General features: G+C 63.8%; 23 protein-coding genes. All 23 read left to right on the forward strand.

Going from position 1 to position 17,732, the window contains the following annotated elements; all coding sequences use genetic code 11:
• Positions 1–24: 24 nt before the first annotated feature.
• The 23 genes from ACVK00_RS15780 (at position 25) to ACVK00_RS15890 (ending at position 17,626) form a co-directional block, all read left to right on the forward strand.
• On the forward strand, positions 25–369 hold the full coding sequence (locus tag ACVK00_RS15780) for a head decoration protein (protein ID WP_354123030.1): 345 nt from the start codon (positions 25–27) through the stop codon (positions 367–369).
• Positions 370–442: 73 nt separating this feature from the next.
• Complete coding sequence (locus ACVK00_RS15785) at positions 443–1,438, forward strand: major capsid protein (protein ID WP_354123029.1); 996 nt, start codon at positions 443–445, stop codon at positions 1,436–1,438.
• 1 nt (position 1,439) lies between these two features.
• Positions 1,440–1,727, forward strand: coding sequence for a head-tail joining protein (locus ACVK00_RS15790; RefSeq protein ID WP_354123028.1), 288 nt, complete (start codon positions 1,440–1,442; stop codon positions 1,725–1,727).
• 2 nt (positions 1,728–1,729) lie between these two features.
• On the forward strand, positions 1,730–2,260 hold the full coding sequence (locus ACVK00_RS15795) for a phage tail protein (RefSeq protein WP_354123027.1): 531 nt from the start codon (positions 1,730–1,732) through the stop codon (positions 2,258–2,260).
• A complete protein-coding gene (locus ACVK00_RS15800) occupies positions 2,250–2,774 on the forward strand; it encodes a hypothetical protein (RefSeq protein WP_354123026.1) in 525 nt (174 codons plus the stop codon). Before ACVK00_RS15795 ends, ACVK00_RS15800 begins: the two co-directional genes overlap by 11 nt.
• Positions 2,775–2,777: 3 nt before the next feature.
• Positions 2,778–3,458 carry a phage baseplate assembly protein V gene (locus ACVK00_RS15805; protein WP_354123025.1) on the forward strand — a complete coding sequence of 227 codons (681 nt, stop codon included), beginning with the start codon at positions 2,778–2,780 and terminating at the stop codon, positions 3,456–3,458.
• A 98-nt stretch (positions 3,459–3,556) separates the two neighbouring features.
• Positions 3,557–3,718, forward strand: a complete 162-nt coding sequence (locus ACVK00_RS15810) for a hypothetical protein (protein ID WP_354123024.1) — start codon at positions 3,557–3,559, stop codon at positions 3,716–3,718.
• The gene (locus ACVK00_RS15815) at positions 3,718–4,053 is read left to right on the forward strand and encodes a GPW/gp25 family protein (protein ID WP_354123023.1); all 336 of its coding nucleotides are present in this window, start codon (positions 3,718–3,720) and stop codon (positions 4,051–4,053) included. The genes ACVK00_RS15810 and ACVK00_RS15815 overlap by 1 nt, the downstream gene beginning before the upstream one ends.
• A complete protein-coding gene (locus ACVK00_RS15820) occupies positions 4,050–4,946 on the forward strand; it encodes a baseplate assembly protein (protein ID WP_354123022.1) in 897 nt (298 codons plus the stop codon). The genes ACVK00_RS15815 and ACVK00_RS15820 overlap by 4 nt, the downstream gene beginning before the upstream one ends.
• Positions 4,936–5,514, forward strand: coding sequence for a phage tail protein I (locus ACVK00_RS15825; RefSeq protein WP_354123021.1), 579 nt, complete (start codon positions 4,936–4,938; stop codon positions 5,512–5,514). Before ACVK00_RS15820 ends, ACVK00_RS15825 begins: the two co-directional genes overlap by 11 nt.
• Positions 5,502–7,718, forward strand: coding sequence for a phage tail protein (locus tag ACVK00_RS15830; protein WP_354123020.1), 2,217 nt, complete (start codon positions 5,502–5,504; stop codon positions 7,716–7,718). The genes ACVK00_RS15825 and ACVK00_RS15830 overlap by 13 nt, the downstream gene beginning before the upstream one ends.
• Before the next feature lie 13 nt (positions 7,719–7,731).
• On the forward strand, positions 7,732–8,493 hold the full coding sequence (locus tag ACVK00_RS15835) for a tail fiber assembly protein (protein WP_354123019.1): 762 nt from the start codon (positions 7,732–7,734) through the stop codon (positions 8,491–8,493).
• Between the two features lie 79 nt (positions 8,494–8,572).
• Positions 8,573–9,742 carry a phage tail sheath family protein gene (locus tag ACVK00_RS15840; RefSeq protein WP_354123018.1) on the forward strand — a complete coding sequence of 390 codons (1,170 nt, stop codon included), beginning with the start codon at positions 8,573–8,575 and terminating at the stop codon, positions 9,740–9,742.
• A 10-nt stretch (positions 9,743–9,752) separates the two neighbouring features.
• Complete coding sequence (locus tag ACVK00_RS15845) at positions 9,753–10,256, forward strand: phage major tail tube protein (protein ID WP_354123017.1); 504 nt, start codon at positions 9,753–9,755, stop codon at positions 10,254–10,256.
• 108 nt (positions 10,257–10,364) lie between these two features.
• Positions 10,365–10,667 (forward strand): phage tail assembly protein, encoded by a 303-nt coding sequence (locus ACVK00_RS15850; RefSeq protein WP_354123053.1) that lies wholly within the window; start codon positions 10,365–10,367, stop codon positions 10,665–10,667.
• 80 nt (positions 10,668–10,747) lie between these two features.
• Positions 10,748–13,192: a phage tail tape measure protein gene (locus tag ACVK00_RS15855; protein ID WP_354123016.1), complete on the forward strand. Its 2,445-nt coding sequence runs from the start codon at positions 10,748–10,750 to the stop codon at positions 13,190–13,192.
• Between the two features lie 10 nt (positions 13,193–13,202).
• The gene (locus ACVK00_RS15860) at positions 13,203–14,081 is read left to right on the forward strand and encodes a phage tail protein (RefSeq protein ID WP_354123015.1); all 879 of its coding nucleotides are present in this window, start codon (positions 13,203–13,205) and stop codon (positions 14,079–14,081) included.
• The gene (locus tag ACVK00_RS15865; RefSeq protein WP_069227262.1) at positions 14,056–14,262 is read left to right on the forward strand and encodes a tail protein X; all 207 of its coding nucleotides are present in this window, start codon (positions 14,056–14,058) and stop codon (positions 14,260–14,262) included. The genes ACVK00_RS15860 and ACVK00_RS15865 overlap by 26 nt, the downstream gene beginning before the upstream one ends.
• A gap of 9 nt (positions 14,263–14,271) precedes the next feature.
• A complete protein-coding gene (locus ACVK00_RS15870) occupies positions 14,272–15,321 on the forward strand; it encodes a phage late control D family protein (protein ID WP_354123014.1) in 1,050 nt (349 codons plus the stop codon).
• 75 nt (positions 15,322–15,396) lie between these two features.
• Complete coding sequence (locus ACVK00_RS15875) at positions 15,397–15,681, forward strand: phage holin family protein (RefSeq protein WP_071810993.1); 285 nt, start codon at positions 15,397–15,399, stop codon at positions 15,679–15,681.
• Positions 15,682–15,683: 2 nt separating this feature from the next.
• A complete protein-coding gene (locus ACVK00_RS15880) occupies positions 15,684–16,178 on the forward strand; it encodes a glycoside hydrolase family 24 protein (RefSeq protein ID WP_354123013.1) in 495 nt (164 codons plus the stop codon).
• A complete protein-coding gene (locus tag ACVK00_RS15885; protein ID WP_354123012.1) occupies positions 16,175–16,669 on the forward strand; it encodes a DUF2514 family protein in 495 nt (164 codons plus the stop codon). Before ACVK00_RS15880 ends, ACVK00_RS15885 begins: the two co-directional genes overlap by 4 nt.
• A 168-nt stretch (positions 16,670–16,837) precedes the next feature.
• Entirely contained in the window at positions 16,838–17,626 is a 789-nt protein-coding gene (locus ACVK00_RS15890; protein WP_354123011.1) for a DNA adenine methylase, read from the forward strand.
• Positions 17,627–17,732: the final 106 nt, after the last annotated feature.

A 17,732-nucleotide genomic window follows, 5' to 3' on the forward strand; every position in this document is an offset into this window, starting at 1 on the left:
CGTAATCCGAGGAGGGGAAAACTCATGTCGAACTGGAAGGTACAGGCCACTCTGCCGGCCGCATTTCTCGTGTCGGAAGGCAACGGGCGGATCTCGCGCGAGCACATCATCGTGAAGGCCGGTCCGGCGCTGCCGGCCGGTCAGGTGCTCGGCGTGACGAGTACCGGCGAGTACGCGCCGTACGACAACGCGGCGAATGACGGTTCCGAGGTCGCGGCCGCGATTCTCTATGCACCGCTGGCAGCGTCCGAAGCGTCTCGCCCGGCGACCGGGATCGTCCGTCTCGCCGAGGTCGCGGGTGCGCTGCTCAACGGCCTGGACACTGCCGGTCGCGGTGATCTCGCCGAGCGACACGTGATCGTCCGCTGATCGCGGCGAACCCCATTCAAGGCCACGCCGACCGCGTGGCTTTTTTTGTATCCATTTTCATGTCGGAGGTTGTATGGCGGATATCGCCCTGTTTCAAGACGATGCGTTTTCGCTGTCGTCCCTGAGTGCTGCGATCAACGAGCAGCCCTATGTTCCCGGCCGGATCGGTACGCTCGGCCTGTTCGAAGAGGACGGTATCACGACGACGACGGTGCAGATCGAGCGCGACGGCGACACGCTGTCGCTCGTCGCGGCTGGCCAGCGCGGTGCACCGGCCGCTGTCGTCGCGGGCAGCAAGCGCAGCATGATCCCGTTCAATACGGTGCATCTGCCGCAGCGTGCGGTGATCATGGCCGACGAGATCGCGAACCTGCGCGCGTTCGGTTCCGAAACGGAGCTGGAGGCGCTCCAGACCGTCGTGAATCGGCGACTCGCGAAGATGCGTCGGCAGCTCGATGCGACGCACGAATTCCATCGCATCGGCGCAATCAAGGGCGCAGTGCTCGACGCGGACGGCAAGACGGTGCTGATCGATCTGCTGAAGTACTTCGGTATCGACCAGACGGTCATTCCGTTCGAGCTATCGACCGCGACCACCGAGATTCGTCAGAAGTGCGTTGAGGTGCAGGACGCGATCGAAGATGCGCTCGGTGCGATGACGTACACGGGCGTGCGCGTGCTCTGCGGGCGTGAATTCTGGAACAAGCTGATCGTCGCGAAGTCGGTGAAGGAAACGTATCTCGCGTCCGTGATGGCCGCGCAGCTGCGTGGCGATGCGCGCGACGCGTTCGACTTCGGCGGGTGCACGTTCGAGCGCTATCGCGGTCGCGTTGGCGATGTCGGGTATGTCGCGGACGACGAGGCGCATGCGGTGCCGGAGGGCGTGTCCGATCTGTTCATCACGCGTTTCGCGCCGGCCGACTACGTCGAGGCGGTCAACACGACGGGCATTCCGTACTACGCCAAGCAGGAGCTGATGGACTTCGGCAAGGGCGTCGAGATCGAGGCGCAGTCGAACCCGATCCACCTGTGCACGCGCCCGAAGGCGCTGATCAAGCTGAAGGCATGACATGGCGTTCCGGGATCTGATGGTCGATGTCGACACGGCCGTGAAGCGAGACCTGTCCGATGAGGTCAAGATCGACGGCAAACCGCTGCAGGGCATGTTCAAGGCGCCTTGGCTCGGCCCGGATCTCGGAACGCAACGCACGCAGCTCGTTGCGCCGATCCTCGATATCACGGACGACGATGCGGCCCGTGTGCGCGAGGGCAGCATCGTCGAAGCGGCTGGCGAGCGGTTCCGCGTTTTCGAGATCCACCCGACCGGCACGGGCTGGACGATCCTGATTCTGAGGTAACGATGGATCTGCTGAAGGTCGAGATCGACGTAAGGGGAGCGCTCGAAGTGCTCGCGGGCTTGCCCCCTGCGGCGATGCAGGCGGCATGGCGTCGGACGCTGCGCAAGACGAGCGCGTGGATTCGAAGCCAGACGGCGAAAGAGGTCAGCGGTGCGACGGGCATCCAGCAGAAGCTGCTGCGGCAGCGGATGTACTTCTTCATGCGCTCGCTCGATACGGGCAAGGTGTGGCTCGGGCTGAATCCGATTGAGGCGCATCGGCTCGGCGCGGTACGGTGGACGAAGAAGGGGATGCGCGCCGGCAAATCGCTGTTCGAGGGCGCGTGGCGAAAGACCAAGGCGCAGCCGGACGGCGCGATCTACCGACGCACCGGTAAGGCGCGCACGCCGTTCGAGGTCGTGACGGTCGAGTGGGCGCAGACGGGCGATCCGGCTTTTCGACGGGCTGCGCGTGCGTGCGAGGCGCGGCTGATGACGGTCCTGCGGCAAGAGGTCAACTATGAACTGCAAAAGGCGGTGAGGCGTGCTCGATAACCTGAAACAACTGCATGCCGGCATCGAGGCCGGCCTGCGCGAGCGGCTGCCGGATCTCGAACGCATCCATGCGTATCCGAAGATCGGCAAGTCGATCGACACGCCGTTCGTCGCGATCGAGCTTGCGGAGCTGGAGCCGGGGCACGATGACGGAACGGGCCGGGTGCCGCTGATCGCGCGCATGCAGGCCCGCGTGATCGTTGACCCGCTGGTGGAGGATGCCGAGGTCCAGGTGCGCGAGCTGTCCGCGCGCGTGCTGCAAGCGGTGCACGGTGCGACGTGGGGATTGCCCATGACGCCCGGCAAACAGGTCGGGTCGGCCGGTGAAGATCCGTTCCGGCCGGAACTGGATACGTATCTCGTTTGGCTCGTCGAGTGGGTACACGAACTCGACCTGGGCGATGCGTACGAGCCGCCGACGAAGGGGCGCGCGGTGGTGTGGGGTGTCGATCCGGAGACGGGGCCGGGGCATGAAGACCGCTACTGGAATCCGGCGGAACAGGGAACGGGGTGACGTGTGAGCGACTTCGAGCTTGGCGAGATGGATCGCCGTATGGCGTGCCTGACGCAATCCGCAGTCGTGGAGGCGATCACATACGACCCGCCGCGCGTGAAAGTCCGTGTCGGCGATTGGGTAAGCGACTGGCTCAAATGGCAGGCCGGTGCCGCCGGCAAGGTTCGACATTGGCGTCCGCCATCCGTCGACGAAGAGGTCGCCCTGTGGGCACCGTCCGGCGATCTCGCCGGTGCGTTCGTCGCGCCCGGCTACTACACGGAGCAGCACGGCGGGTCCGGGCGGTCGAGTCCTGACGAAACCGCGACCGACTACCCGGACGGGGCATTCGAGCAGTACAACCATGCGAACCATGAATACGTGCTGTCGGTGCCGGCCGGTGGTCGGATCGTGTTCCGCATCGGTGGCACGGAGTTCGAGCTGAAGGCGGACGGCGCAACGCTGCGCAGCGCGAAGCTGCTGGCAGATGTTCCTGACTCAACGTTCACGGGGAACACGACGACCGAACAACTGCTGACGTTCAACGGCGGCATGCAGGGCAAGCCGGGCGAGGGTGGCGGTGTCGCGATGAAAATCGCGGGCGGTGCCGAATACACCGACGATGTCGTTGCCGGCGGGCGGTCGCTCACGAAGCACAGGCACCGTGAGCAAGGCGACGGCGAGCTGGTTGGCCCGCCAGTGTGAGCACAGCAAAGTAACTTTTGACCCCGCCCGCGCGGGGTTTTTCGTTTGTGGGGGTGGTTATGGCGAAAGACACGCAGCAACGCACGGCGACAGCGCCCGTGACGTTTATCGACACCGAGTTCCGCAGTCGCGTGATCGTGTTTCCGGATGGCTCGCACGTTGCCGTGCTGGCGGGCAAGACGGAGGTCACGCAGCCCGAGCACATCGCATATCTCGAATCGTGCGTGTGCTTCAAGCGCGTGCCGACGAAGGTGCAGTAATGGTTGCGCTGGTCGGCATGTGTCGCCGTACAGGCCGGCTGATCGGCGGACTCGATCATCTGGTGCAGAGCATCGCGGACATTCTGGGCACGCGGAAGGGCACGCGCCGTGAGCGGCCCGACTACGGCTCGGATCTTCCGGCCATGGTCGACTTGCCCGTCACGCGCGGCTGGATCTCGGCCGCGCAGGCAGAGGCCGCACGCGCAATCGGCCGATGGGAGCCGCGCATCGCGCTCGATCGCGTGAACGCGCTGTCGGTTGTGGAAGGCAAAGTAACTTTTCGGATCGCCGGTCATTACGACGGCGACGACGTTGTATTCGAGGTGACGATATGACAGTGATCGATCTGTCGGCGCTTGATCCGCCCGACCTCGTCGAAACGCTCGACTTCGAGGCCGCGTATCAGTTCAAGCTGCAGCATTTCAAGAGCATCTATCCGGATTGGACGGCTGCGCTCGAATCCGATCCTGTCGTCAAGCTGCTGGAGCTGGCGGCATACGAAGAGATCCGGTTTCGTGCGCGCGTGAACGATGCGGGGCGCGCGGTGTTGCTGGCCTATGCGACGGGCGCAGATCTCGAACACCTCGCGGTGCTCTGGAATTTGCGACGGGAGATTGTTGATCCCGGTGACCCTGAAGCGCATCCGCCGATTCCTGCGACTGGCGAGCGTGACGAACGACTGCGATTGCGCACGCAGATGGGCATCGAGCGGTCGTCGACGGCCGGGCCGTTCGGCTCGTATCGATCGCTTGCGATGGACGCGTCGGCCGACGTCGCCGACGTGCGCGTCGATCGTCCGGAGCCGGGTGTCGTGCGCGTGGTCGTGAAGTCGTATTCGAACGATGGAATCGCGAGTGCCGCATTGCTCGACACGGTGCGCCGCGCGCTTTCGCCGGAAGATCGTCGGCCGCTCAACGACAAATTGCGTGTTGTGCCGGCGCAGCCCGTCAATTACGAGATCGTCGCGGACGTGTACATCGGTCGCGGGCCTGATCCGGGCGTCGTGCTTACCGCGCGACGGCAGGATCTGGATATCGCTGTTGCAGCCGGCGAGGGTTTGCGCGTTGGCATGCCGCGATCGGCAGTGACCGGGGCGCTGCATCCGAAGGAGTCGGGCGTCGTCCGTGTCGATCTGAAGTCGCCTGCGCTCGATGTTGTGTGCGCGGTCGACCAGTTCGCGCGATGCACATCGATCATGCTGAATCCGAAGGTGAACGATGACGACTGAAGCACTGCTGCCAACGAACCAGACGAGTCTTGAGGCTGCACTCGCACAGGTGATGCGGCCGAGTGTTGACCCGGATGTGATTCGGACGTTGTGGGATGCGGATCGTTGCCCGGCCGCTTTCTTGCCGTGGCTCGCGTGGTCGCTGGCAGTCGACGGATGGGAGCTGGCGGAGTCCGAAGACGCTCGGCGCGAGCTGATCAAGTCGTCGCTGGTGATCTACCAGCGCAAGGGCACGCCGTGGGCGATTCGCGAGATCGTGCGACGGCTCGGGTTCGGCGAGATCGACATTCAGGAGGGGCGGCAAATCAAGCGCCGCGACGGGTCGGCAATGCGCGACGGTCGATATCTGCACGGCGGGTCAACAGCATGGGCCGAGTACATCGTGAAGCTGCGGCGGCCGGTAACGCGCGATCAGGGCGAGAACCTGAAGCGAGCAATCGAGCGCTATGCGCCGGCTCGCAGCCGGCTCGCATGGCTCGACTTTTCTGAGGTGGCGATTCGACACAACGGTGTCGCGACGCGCAATGGTCAATTTACGCGAGGGGTGATCGGTACATGGCCAATCTGAAAGAAGAAAGTAAGTGGGAGGACGGGGTCTATCAGTTCGAGACATCGGACCCCGTACAGGGCGGCCCGGATGGGGTCGACAACGTACCGTCAAAGCAACTCGCGAATCGGACACGGCACCTCAAAGACCGGGCCGATGCTAACGACAAGCGGGTCGATGCGATTGGCAAGCAGGTCGACTCGCTCGGCACCGACAAGCTGCCGATTGCGGGTGGCGTTGCAATGAAGGGAGTGTTGAAGGCGAAGGCGGGTGCGATCACTCCGAACAACGCCAATAACGCCGGCTATGGGTTCGACAACGATCCGGATACGGGCATGTTCTCGCCGCGAGACGGGTACCTTCAGATCGGGGCGCAGGGGGTTTCGCACCTCGAAGTCCAGGGCAACAACAGCTTCGTCGGACCGGCGGCTGCGAATGGTTGGCTTGCACTTATCTCTGGCGGTGCAGAGCGGATGCGCTTTACTCCCGAGGGGCGTGCGCTCTTGGGGACGGCGGCTGACAACGGGCGCGATGGATTGCAGGTTGCATACCGGGCGTCGTTCGCAAGCGGGGTCCGTTCTACGGGGATGGACCTTGACGGAACATTGGGGGGGCAGTATCGAGCTGTAGGGGTCAACTACGGCGTCATACTGCGCAACGACGACCGAGACTTGTATCTGTTCCAGACGAAGAAAGGTGATCCACTCGGGCCTTGGAACGACTATCGACCATTCGCATGGAATCTCGAAACCGGGGTGGTGCGGCTCGATGGAACTGGCTGCGGCACAGTATTCGGCGGTTACGCTCGGGTTGCCGGAAACGTGGAATGCGCAGGCGTCGGCTATTTCGGCGGTGGCGCAGGTAACGCTAAAACGATGGGCTCGGGCGTCACCCTCGGCGCCAATACGGGTGGCGACGTCGTCCTGCGGGCTGCCGGTGCCGGCAAGGATATGAAGATGTGGGACATTCAGTCGAACAACGAGAGCATGAGCATTCGTGCACTCGACGACGACTGGACGGTCGGCATCCCGGCCATTCGCATCATGCGTGCCGATCAGAGCACGTCGATCAAGACGCTGGAGCTTGTACCAAACACCGGGCGCGTGTTGTCCGGGGGCGCGTGGGATGACGGGCGTTCGTCGTTCCAAAACAAGGGTACGCTCAAGAGCATTAACTCGGCGGGAGCACTCGTCGCCTCGAACGGAGGTGGTGCGGGGCAGACATCGCTTCATCTGATACGGGAGGGCGCACCGACTGACCAGAAAACGTGGGAAATGATCGCGGGCGCGGATGGCTCGTTGGCGGTTCGTACGGTCAACGACGCGTACAGCAACTCGCAGGCCGCGATTAACGTGACCCGTGGTTCGAGCTATTCGCTCGGCACGTTGCAATTGATGCCGCAGGGCGGGCGCGTCGTGGTCGGGAAGGTCGGCGACGACGGTTCCACGCAATTGCAGATCGGTGGCATGGTCACTGCCGTGTCGCCGCCGGCCGGCGACAACTCGAACAAGCTGATCACATCGGCATGGTTTGCGGCGGCGGTCGCCGACGTGCAGATCGGGCAGATCGTTTGGGAGGCTCGAACTGCGCCGCGCGCCGGTTTTCTGAAGCTGAACGGCACCGAGCTGAAGCGTGCTGACTATCCGCTGCTGTGGGCGTACGCGCAGGGCAGCGGTGCGATGGTCGCAGACGCTGATTGGGGCAAGGGCCGTCACGGTTGCTTTTCCAGTGGAGACGGCAACACGACGTTCCGGCTGCCGGATCTTCGGGGCGAGTTTATTCGCTGTTGGGACGATGCGCGCGGTGCGGATGCGCAGCGCCAGATCGGGAGCTGGCAGGACAGCTTGAATCGCTTACATGCGCACGGTGCGTCTGCCGCTGCTGTTGGCGACCACTCTCACGGCGCATGGACGGACGCTCAAGGTGTCCACGCTCACGGGGTCAACGATCCGGGGCACGCGCACAGTACGCGCATCGGTCGCGTCGGGGTCGTCGGTACGGGTTACGGTCAGGGCAGCGGCCCATATAACTGGGATCAGGGCGACAATTTTGGATCGTCGGGCTCCGGCACGGGGATCTCGATCGCGGCGGACGGCAACCACGCGCACAACGTCGGAATCGGCGCGGCCGGCGCTCACTCGCACACGATCAACGTCGCCGTCGACGGCGGCAACGAAAGCCGCCCGCGCAATCTTGCTCTGCTCGCCATGATTCGCGCTTACTAAATCGAGGTAGAACATGCTTTGCAATCAATACGACAACCTGACGGGGCGCTACGTGGTGAGCTTTCTCGCCGAGCGCGATCCGATGAGCGCGGACCGGTATCTCGTGCCGGCCTTCTGCACGCTCACACCGCTTCCCGATGTGCCGACGCGTTCCTGGCCCTTCTGGATTGATGGGAAGTGGGTGGTGCGTCCTGACTATCGCGGCGTGCGCCTGTATCGAACCGATACGGGCGAACCCGGCGAGATCACGGTCGCCGGTATCAGCCCGCACGGTGAAGGGCTCACCGAGTTGCCGCGTCCGTCCGACGAGTACGTCTGGCGAGATGGCGCGTGGGTCGTCGACGAGGCGATTGTCGCCGAACGGGTGCGAGCCGCCGCGATGACGGACTTCTACGTGCGCATGGAAAAGGCGCGTCAGCAGAATCTCGGCAAGATGGACGCGCGAGCAGCGGACCTGCTGTCGGACGTCGATGAGGCGATGTTTGACGCATGGGCCGCGTATCAGGTCGCACTTGTGCGCGTGGTTGATCTGCCGACCTTCCCCAAGGACATCGTGTGGCCTGACGAACCTGATCCGGCCGCCGTGCTGGTCAAGGTCGAGGCCGAACGGGCGGAGAAAGCTGCTCGCGAAGCCGAGGAAGCTGCTCGGCGTGAGGAGGAGGCCCCGCGTGTTGATAGCGCGGACGAAATGGCAGCCGACGCTGCATCCACAACGTCAGCCGACAGCGCAAGCGTGAGCGATACCGCGCCGGCCGTTGAGGTCGACACAAAGTAACTTTCCCGGCGCGATAACACGCCGTCCCGTTTTCGTAAGCCGCTCAATCGAGCGGCTTTTTTAATTTCCGGAGATCCGCATGGCAGCGACTTCCTTTTTTCACGGTATCACGACGACCATCGTCGACAGCGGCCCGCGTACGATTGCGGTGCCTTCGTCGTCGGTGGTTGGTATGACAGACACCTACACGCCCGGCCCTGATCTGGCCCAGCCGAATGTCCCTGTGCAACTGACCAGCTACGGCGAGGCGGTCCGGGCGTTCGGCGAGAACAGCGCGATCGCGCGGGCTGCCCGTGCGATCTATGCGCAGAGCAGCGCTGTTGTCGTTGCGGTCGGTGTGGCGGCAGCGGCCGATGCTGCGCAGCTCACATCGGCGATCATCGGCGGTGTGTCGGCCGGCGGCGCACGCACCGGCATGCAGGCATTGCTCGATGCGAAGTCGCGCTTCAACGCGCAGCCGCGATTGCTGATCGCACCTGGGCATACGTCCAAGCAACCGGTCGCGACGGCGGCCGACTCGCTCGCCGGCAAACTGCGCGCGGTCGCCGTGATCGACGGTCCGAATACCGACGACGAAGCGGCAATTGCGTATGCGAAGAATTTCGGCAGCAAGCGCCTGTACATGGTCGACCCCGGCGCGAAGGCGTGGAGCAACGCGACGAACGGCGAGATCTCGCTGCCGGCATCGACGTACGCGGCGGGGCTGTTCTGTCAGACCGACGCGAAGATCGGTTTCTGGGCGTCGCCGTCGAACAAGGAGATCGTCGAGATCACGGGCACGGGCCGGCCGATCGAATACCTCGACGGCGACGAGACGTGTCGCGCGAACCTGCTCAACAACGCGAACATTACGACGATCATTCGCGACGGCGGGTTCCGCCTGTGGGGGAACCGCACGCTGTCGGCTGATCCGAAGTGGAAGTTCGTCACGCGGGTGCGCACGCTCGACATCGTCATGGATGCTGTCCAGGCGGGGCACAAGTGGGCGGTTGACCGTGGCATCACGGCGACGTACGTCAGCGACGTGACCGAAGGGCTGCAGGCTTTCATGCGCGACCTGAAGCGTCAGGGCGCACTGATCAACTTCGAGGTCTATCCGGACCCGCTGCTGAACACGGCGAGCCAGCTCGAAGACGGCAAGGTGTACTGGAACATTCGCTTTACGGATGTCCCGCCTGCCGAGAACCCGATTTTCCGCTTCGAAGTCACGAATCAGTGGCTGACCGAAGTGCTCGACAACCAGATCTAAAGGAAGGGCGATGATTCCGGAAACTCTGCACAACTGCAATGCGTTCGTCGACGGCCGCGGATACGCGGGCCGCGCAACGAGCATGACGCCGCCGAAGCTGAAGATTAAGACTGACGATTTCCGCGCGGGCGGTATGGACGGGACGGCCAAGGTCGATCAGGGTATGGAAGCGCTCGATGCGTCGTTTTCGATGTCGACGATGGAATACGAGGTGTTGCGCTTCTTCGGGCTGGTGGATCAGGGGGCGTTCAACGGCGTCTTTCGCGCGGTTTTCATGGACCGTAGCGGCAAGGCGAAGCACGTCGCTGTCTATCTGCGCGGCATGCTGTACGAAGTCGATCCGGGCGAATGGAAGCCCGGCGAAAAGGTCGACGCGAAGTTCAGCGTGTCGTGCGACTACTACAAGCTGGAGGTCGCAGGCGCGATCGTGCATGAGATCGACCTCTTCGCGTGCAAGCGCGTGATCAACGGCGTCGATCAACTCGCCGAAGTCCGTAAGGGTCTCGGCATGTGATTGCAGCGTGAGCGTCATTCGACGCTCATGTGGAAAATCAAGCAGCAAAGCTACTTTCTTCAATCAATGGCGAGCCGGTGGCTCGCCATTTTCTTTTCAGGAATCGCAATGGAAAAGGTCACGATCAAGCTCGACTATCCGATCGATCTCAACGGCGTCGAGTGCGACACCTTCACGATGCGCCGGCCGAAGGTGCGCGATATGCGTGGTGCACAGAAGCTCGCGCCCAACGATGCCGAGGAACAGGAGCTGATCCTCTTCGCATCGCTCGCCGATGTTGCGCCGAGCGATCTCGACGCGATGGACATGGCTGATTACGAGCGCGTGCAAGACGCCTACTACTCTTTTCGACCCGTACGCAAAGCTGGACCGAAAAACGCTCAAGGCACTGGCGAAACGGCTGGTGCGTGAGTTTGGCATGTCACCGACGTCGATCGATGTGATGACGGTCGACGACATGCTCTGGTGGCTGACGGATTGAGGGGGCCGGGATGGCGAAAGACTTAGCGCTTGGCATCGTGATCGGCGGGGCCGTATCGGCAACGTTCGGCAAGGCGATCACCGACACGTCGTCGAAGATCGACGCGATGAAGAAGCGGGCGAACGACTCGCGGCTCTGGCAGCGCCAGATCGGCGAGACGATGCGTCTGCAGGACGAGTTTCGCCGGCTGCACTTGGCGGGCGACAGTGCGGCGGACGGCATCCGTCGCAAGCTCGACGGCAATCTCAAATCACTGCGAGACGCTGGCATCGAGGTCGACCGGCTCGATCGCGCTTATGCGCGTCTGGGCCGGACGGCGCGGGGGCTGGATCTGAAAGCGTCCGGACACGAGCGGCTGGCAGCCGGGCAAGAGGCCGGGCGCGGCGTGATCGGTGATGCAGTGAAGCTGACGGCAGCGGTCGCGGTGCCGGCGACGATCGCCGCGAACTATCAGGCGATCATTCGCGACATCGCGATCAAGGCCGGCATCGCGCGTACGCAGGAAGAGGCCGCGATGGGATCGCGTATTCGACGCGACGCTGCGTCGAACGGCATCGGTCGCAACGAGCTGGCCGACGCAGTCAACCAGATGGTTGCGGGCGGCATGGATCTGAATCGGGCGCTCAACTTCGCACCGCTGGTTGCGAAGTTCTCGATCGGCCAAGGGGCGACGACGGTCGAGACCGCGAAGATGATCCAAGCGTTGCAGCAAAACGCGGAGATCGTCGATCCGCGCCAGATGGCGAAGGCACTCGAAGCGATCGCGTATCTCGGCAAGGAAGGGTCGTTCGAGTCCGTCGACATGGCGCGGTGGTTCCCGGTGCTGCTCGCCGAGATGAAGAAGATCGGCATCACGGGGCAGGATTCCGTGACGCAGCTCGGGGCGATGCTCCAGGTGCAGATGAAGACGGCGGGCAGCTCCGACGAAGCCGCGAACAACCTGAAAAACTGGTTCTCGAAGATCGGTTCGGGCGAGACCGAGCGCAACTACGCGAAAGCCGGCGTCGACTATCAGGCAAAGATGCGCGAGGCGATCGGCAAGGGCTGGTCGACGCTGGAAGCGTCGTTCGTGCTCGCCCGCGCGTACATCGAGCGTGTCGATCCGGCCAAGGCAAAGCAGCTTGCGACGGCGGCGAAGCAGTTCAATTCGGAGATGGACCCGGCGAAGCGGCAGGCGCAGATGGCCGCGTTCGCCGAGACGATGAAGACTGGTGACCTGTTCAACGACATGCAGGTCAAGGCGGCGCTGACCGCGTACATGCAAAACGCCGAGCTATACAACGACCTGAAGCGCAACGCGCAGCAGGCGAGCGGCGAGATCCAGAAGGATCTGGAAGCCCGCCGTGAGACGTCCAAGCAGATCTGGAGCGAGGTCGGGCAACAGTGGGACGACGCGATGCGCAGCATCGGCGACGCGCTGCGTCCGATCACGGATCGCGCGGGCGAGGCAGCGAAGGCGCTCGGTGGGGGTGTCCGGTCTGCCGCTGACTCCGCGCCGAAGACGACGGCCGCCGTCGTTGGCATTGCAGGGGCGGTTATCGCCGCGCGTGGGGCAAAGGCACTTTGGAGCATAGGCCGGGGCGTGTTCGACATCGTGCGCGGCACGGTACTTACACGTGGCGGTCGAGCGGCGGCAGGGCGGGCCGGTGCGGCGGGTGGCGTGGTCGGGCGGGCGGTCGACGCGCTCGGCGGGGCAGTAGGTGCCGCTGGCGGTGTGCAGCGCGTATTCGTCGTGAACATGCCGGGCGGTGGTGTGGACGGTGGCGGGCTTGGCGATCTAGCGGGTGGTGGCCGTGCCGGTCGAGCTGCGCGTCGTGCGGCGGCTCGGGGCGGACGGCTTGGGCGGCTCGGGCGAGTCTTCAACGCCGGGCGTGCGCTGTTCGGCCGCGTCGCGCCGTACGCGGGAAAGCTGGCCATAGCCGGCACGGTGCTGAAGTTCGGTCTCGCGGCCCGCGAGGCGTACGCCGTTGCGTCGAGCACGGATACCAACACGCAGAAGGCGAACAGGTTCGCGGGGATCGCGGGCAGTCTTGCCGGTGGCGTGATGGGCGCGAAGCTTGGCGCGATGGTCGGTGCGATCGGCGGGCCGATTGGCTCGGCGGTGCTCGGCGTCATTGGTGGCGCTGTGGGTACGTTTGCCGGCGACAAGCTGTTCAGCGCGATTTCCCGCAAGGTACTGGATCGCAAGACGGACGAGACGCCTGCGAACACCGCCGCGCTCGCGAAAGCGAAGGCGCTCGTGCCGGATGGGGCAGGTGTCGGCGCTCGACCGGGGCCACGTATCGAGCAGACCAACACCTTCGCGCCTGTCTTCCACGTGAAGATCGAAGCGAGCGATACCGACATGGCTAACAAGTTCCTCGCGCAGGTCAGTCCGATGTTGACGCGGATGATGGACGAGCAACAACGCAAGGCGAACAGTCGAACGGCAATGTTCGACGCGCCGCATATGTAAGGGACGCGCAATGGATGTGATTCGGCAGATCACGGGCGCGGCGACGCAGGCAGGGATCGCGACCGAGCGCGTGCGGCAGATGGTCCGCATATTCGATCGGAACCGCGCGGCCAGCATGGCGACGGTCGACGTGCTGCAGCGTCTCGCAACCGGCAATCTGAGCAGCGCGGCCGAGCTGCTGACGGGCGCGACGAGCGCGCTGTCGGTGGCGTCGGATCTGTTTCCGCAGGTCGGCGCAGTGCTGCGCAGCTTTAACGCGACGCAGGCGTCGATCGGCTCGATTCTGAAGGCGGTCGACGGCTCGAATTTCCCCCTTGTGCAGGCTGCCGCTGACAGCGTGAAGTCGGCGCTTGGCGGGGCGTGGAATCAGTTTAACGCGGCGGTCGGCCTGAAGGACTCGGCGGTCATGGGCGTGATCAAGTCGACAGGCGTCGGTTCGATGTTGTCTGGATTGTTCGACGGAGCGACGTCGAGCACGCCGCACCTGATGTCGTTGACGACGGACGCGGGCGAGGCGTTCCACTTCAACCTGTCGACGGCCGCTCACGACAAGCTGCGTCGGGCGACGCGGTATCGCGTGGCATCGCAGGAGCGACTGAACCGTCAGGAGGCGCTGCAGGCGGTCAGCGAGGGTGGCGAGACGATCACGCTGTCGGGCGTCGTGTTCCCGTCGCTAGGGGCCGGCACGAAGCAGATCAACCGGCTGCGGGCGATCGGCGGGCGCATGAAGCCCGTGCAGCTCACGACGGGCGACGGCGAGGTGCTCGGCCGGTGGCTGTTGCAGTCGATCGAGGAGGAGCAGGCCGCGCTGCTCGTCGACGGCATGCCGCGCAAGCAAACTTTTTCGGTGGAGTTCGGCCGCTATGGCGAAGACTTTAAGAACGTCTGACGGCGACGTGCTCGACACGCTCTGCTTCCGGTACTACGGCACGTTGCAGGGAACGGTCGAGGCGGTGTACGACGCGAATCCGGGCCTTGCGGCTCGGCCGCAGCCGTTCCCGGCCGGCGTCGAGATCCTGTTGCCGGATCTCGATGCGCCGCGTGTTGAATCGGTCCAGCTCTGGACATAGCGAGGTGCGATGGAAGCGATTTTTCAGGTCGTCGCGAACGGCTCTGACGTGACCAAGGTCATTCAGGACCGCGTGCTGGAGATCCGCGCGGTCGACAAACCCGGTCTGGACGCAGACGAGTGCACGATCACGCTCGACGACCGCGACGGCCGGATCGCATTTCCGCCGAAGGGCGCGACGTTGAAGGTGTCGATCGGGTGGGAGGGGCAGGGGCTGTCGATGCTTGGCGAGTACGCGGTCGACGAGGTCGGCGTGCGCGGACCGCCGGCCAGCGTCGTGATCCGGGGCAAGCCCGCGAACATGCGCGCGACGTCGAAGACGCAGCGTTACGGGAGCTGGTCGAACGCGAAGCTGGCCGACATCGTCGGCGACGTCGCGCGTCGTAACAAGTGGTCGGCCGCGTGTGACGTCGACGTCGTCGTGCCGCGTATCGACCAGTTCGGCGAGAGTGACCTGCATTTCATCACGCGCGTGGCTCGCCAGTACGGTGCGACGGCGACGGTGAAGGCCGGCAAGCTGATCGTGCTGCCACGCGGCGGCGGCAAGAGCGCGAGCGGTAAGCCGTTACCGATCGTGACGCTCAAGCCCGGCGACCTGATCGATTACGACATCAACTTTCCGGATCGCGCGAGCTTCGCGGCCGTTCGCACGAAGGTGCACAACCGCAAGACCGGGAAGAAGATCGATCTCACGATTCCGAATCCTGACGCTCCGCCAGGTGCGTCCGCGGTGCATACGGAGCGGCATGCGTTCGCGAGTCCGGAGGCTGCGAAAGCGGGGGCGACGTCACGCTTGGCGACGCTTAATCGGCATACGTCGACGAGCCGGCTCACGATGCGCGGCCGGTCGGATCTGTCGGCCGAAAAGACGATCGCGCTGAAGGGGTTCAAGACCGGAGTCGACGGCGAGTTTCTGATCGAGTCGGTCGAACACACGTTCGCATCGCGCGGATGGATCACGGTCGTGACTTTGAATGGAGGGAACAAGGGGAAAGCGAAGGTCGGACACGGGAAGAAGAAGGGCAAGAAGATCGATCTGGTGGTGCCGGCGCCGAAGTAACGCCGCGCACTGTTATTTGAAGGCCGCTCACGGGCAACCGGAGCGGCCTTTCTTTTTATCGGGCAAGGGGAACCGATGCAAGACCATGAAAAGACGATTCTGGAGCTGATCATCATGGGCGGTTTGATTGGCATCGCGAAGGTGTTGGTGGGTAATGAACATTTGACGTTCCGGCTCGTTGCAGGCCGTGCCGTGTTGGGGTCGGCGACGTCGATGGTGGCCGGGCTTGCGCTGCTGCAGATTCCGGATTTGCCGCCGATCGCGTTGCTCGGCCTCGGGAGCGCGCTCGGCATTGTCGGGTCGCAGTACCTCGAAGTGCTGCTGCGTCGGCACGCAAAGCGTGTGTTTGGGGAGAAGTAACAATGGCGCGAATCAGTGTGACCGCCGCAGGCGGAAAGAACCGTGTTGCGTTTCTCGATGCGATCGCGGTAAGCGAGATCAGCTCGGCGTTGCTCGCGAAGTCGGACGATGGTTACAACGTGCTGGTCGGTTCGACGGCATCGCGACCGCTGCTGTTTTCGAGCTACGCGACGCATCCGAACGTCCTCAACCGGCAGATCCGGGTGCCGTCGACGGCGGCCGGTCGTTACCAGATCCTCACGCGCTGGTGGCGGATCTATCAGGCGCAAATGAAGCTGCCGGACTTCGGGCCGGTGTCGCAGGATCGTTACGCGTTGCAGCAGTTGCGCGAGCACGGCGCATTGCCGTTGATCGACGCCGGACGCTTTCGCGAAGCCGTCGCGAAGGTATCGAACGTGTGGGCCAGTCTGCCGGGGGCCGGCTACGGCCAGCATGAGAACGACATCGAGCATTTGCTGGCCGCGTATCGCGCGGCCGGCGGGGAGGTCGTCGCATGACGTGGATCGATCCGCGTATCTGGCTGCTTGTCGTTGCCGGCGTCGTCGCCGGCTCGGCCTGCGGTTACTTCAAGGGGCACCGTGACGCTGACCAGTTCGCGAAGGTTGTGGACCAGCAGAGGCAGATCGATGACCTGACGAACGAGCGTAACGAGGTTCGCCGCCGGTTGGCGGCACAACAGGAGATCGCAACCGATGCTGCGAAAGAACGAGATCAGGCGGTCGCTGATGCGGCTGCTGCCGATGGTGCTGCTGTCGGCCTGCGCAAGCAGGTCGCCGCACTCGTTGCCGACATCCGGCGTGCCGGCGCTTCGACCGGAAGCACGACAGCCGGCGACGCCCTCGATCTGCTTGCCGACGTGCTCGGCCGGACTGACGAGGCTGCGGGAGAGTTCGCGCGAATCGCTGACGAGCGTGGCATCGCCGGTCGGCAGTGCGAGCGCAGTTACGACGCGTTGATCGTCGACGCGCAAACCGATCTGCCGCAGTAGCGCGGCAATCGAGGCCGGGCGGTCTCGAAAGAAACAGGGCGACCGGGGAAATGTTCGCGCATTGCCCCCGGTCGCCTTTCCACTGTCTGAGCCAGTGAATCAGCCAAGGCCCTGCTTACCTACGTAGGCGGGCCGGATTCTACACCAAGTTTAAAAACGGCTTTCACAATGGCAAATCCCATCATTCCTTGGATCGGCGGCAAGCGCCGGCTGGCAGATCACCTCATTCCGCGTTTTCCGGCTCACGACTGCTATGTCGAAGTGTTCGCGGGCGGGGCTGCGCTGTATTTCCTGCGTCCGCCGGCGAAGGTCGAAGTCATCAACGATGTGAACGGCGAGCTGATCAACTTGTATCGCGTCGTGCAGCATCACCTGGAGGAGTTCGTAAGGCAGTTCAAGTGGGCGCTGACCAGCCGGCAGGTGTTCGAGTGGCTGAAGCAAACTGTCCCGGAAACCCTCACGGATATCCAGCGTGCGGCGAGGTTCTACTACCTGCAGAAAAGTTGCTTTGGCGGGAAGCTGGAGGGGCAAACGTTCGGGACGCGGACTGAACATCCGCCGGCATTGAATCTGTTGCGATTGGAGGAGGAGTTATCGATGGCGCACCTGAGGCTCGCGAGCGCCTATATTGAACGTCTTGATTGGGCTGCTTGCATTGATCGATACGATCGCGCGCATACGCTGTTCTACCTCGATCCGCCGTATTACGAGACGGAAGGGTACGGCGTGGCGTTTCCGTTCTCGGAGTACGAGAAGATGGCGCAGCGTCTGCGGTCAATCAAGGGGCACGCTATCGTGAGCCTCAACGACCATCCCGACATTCGGCGCGTGTTCGACGGATTTCATATCGAGACCGTGCCGATTCAATACACGGTCGGTGGTGGGAGGGGCGTCGAGCGAAACGAGTTGATCATCTTCAGTTGGGACGACGCGGCGCAGCCCGTGGGGCTGTTTTAACCGACGATGCCGGCGCTGACTCTCGCGCCGGCATCGTGCTTACAAGGTATATGAGGTTGGACTAGACCAAGCAGACAGCGTCAGATCGTCCGACTCAGTTCGGCCA

Source organism: Burkholderia sp. PvR073, assembly GCF_054055695.1.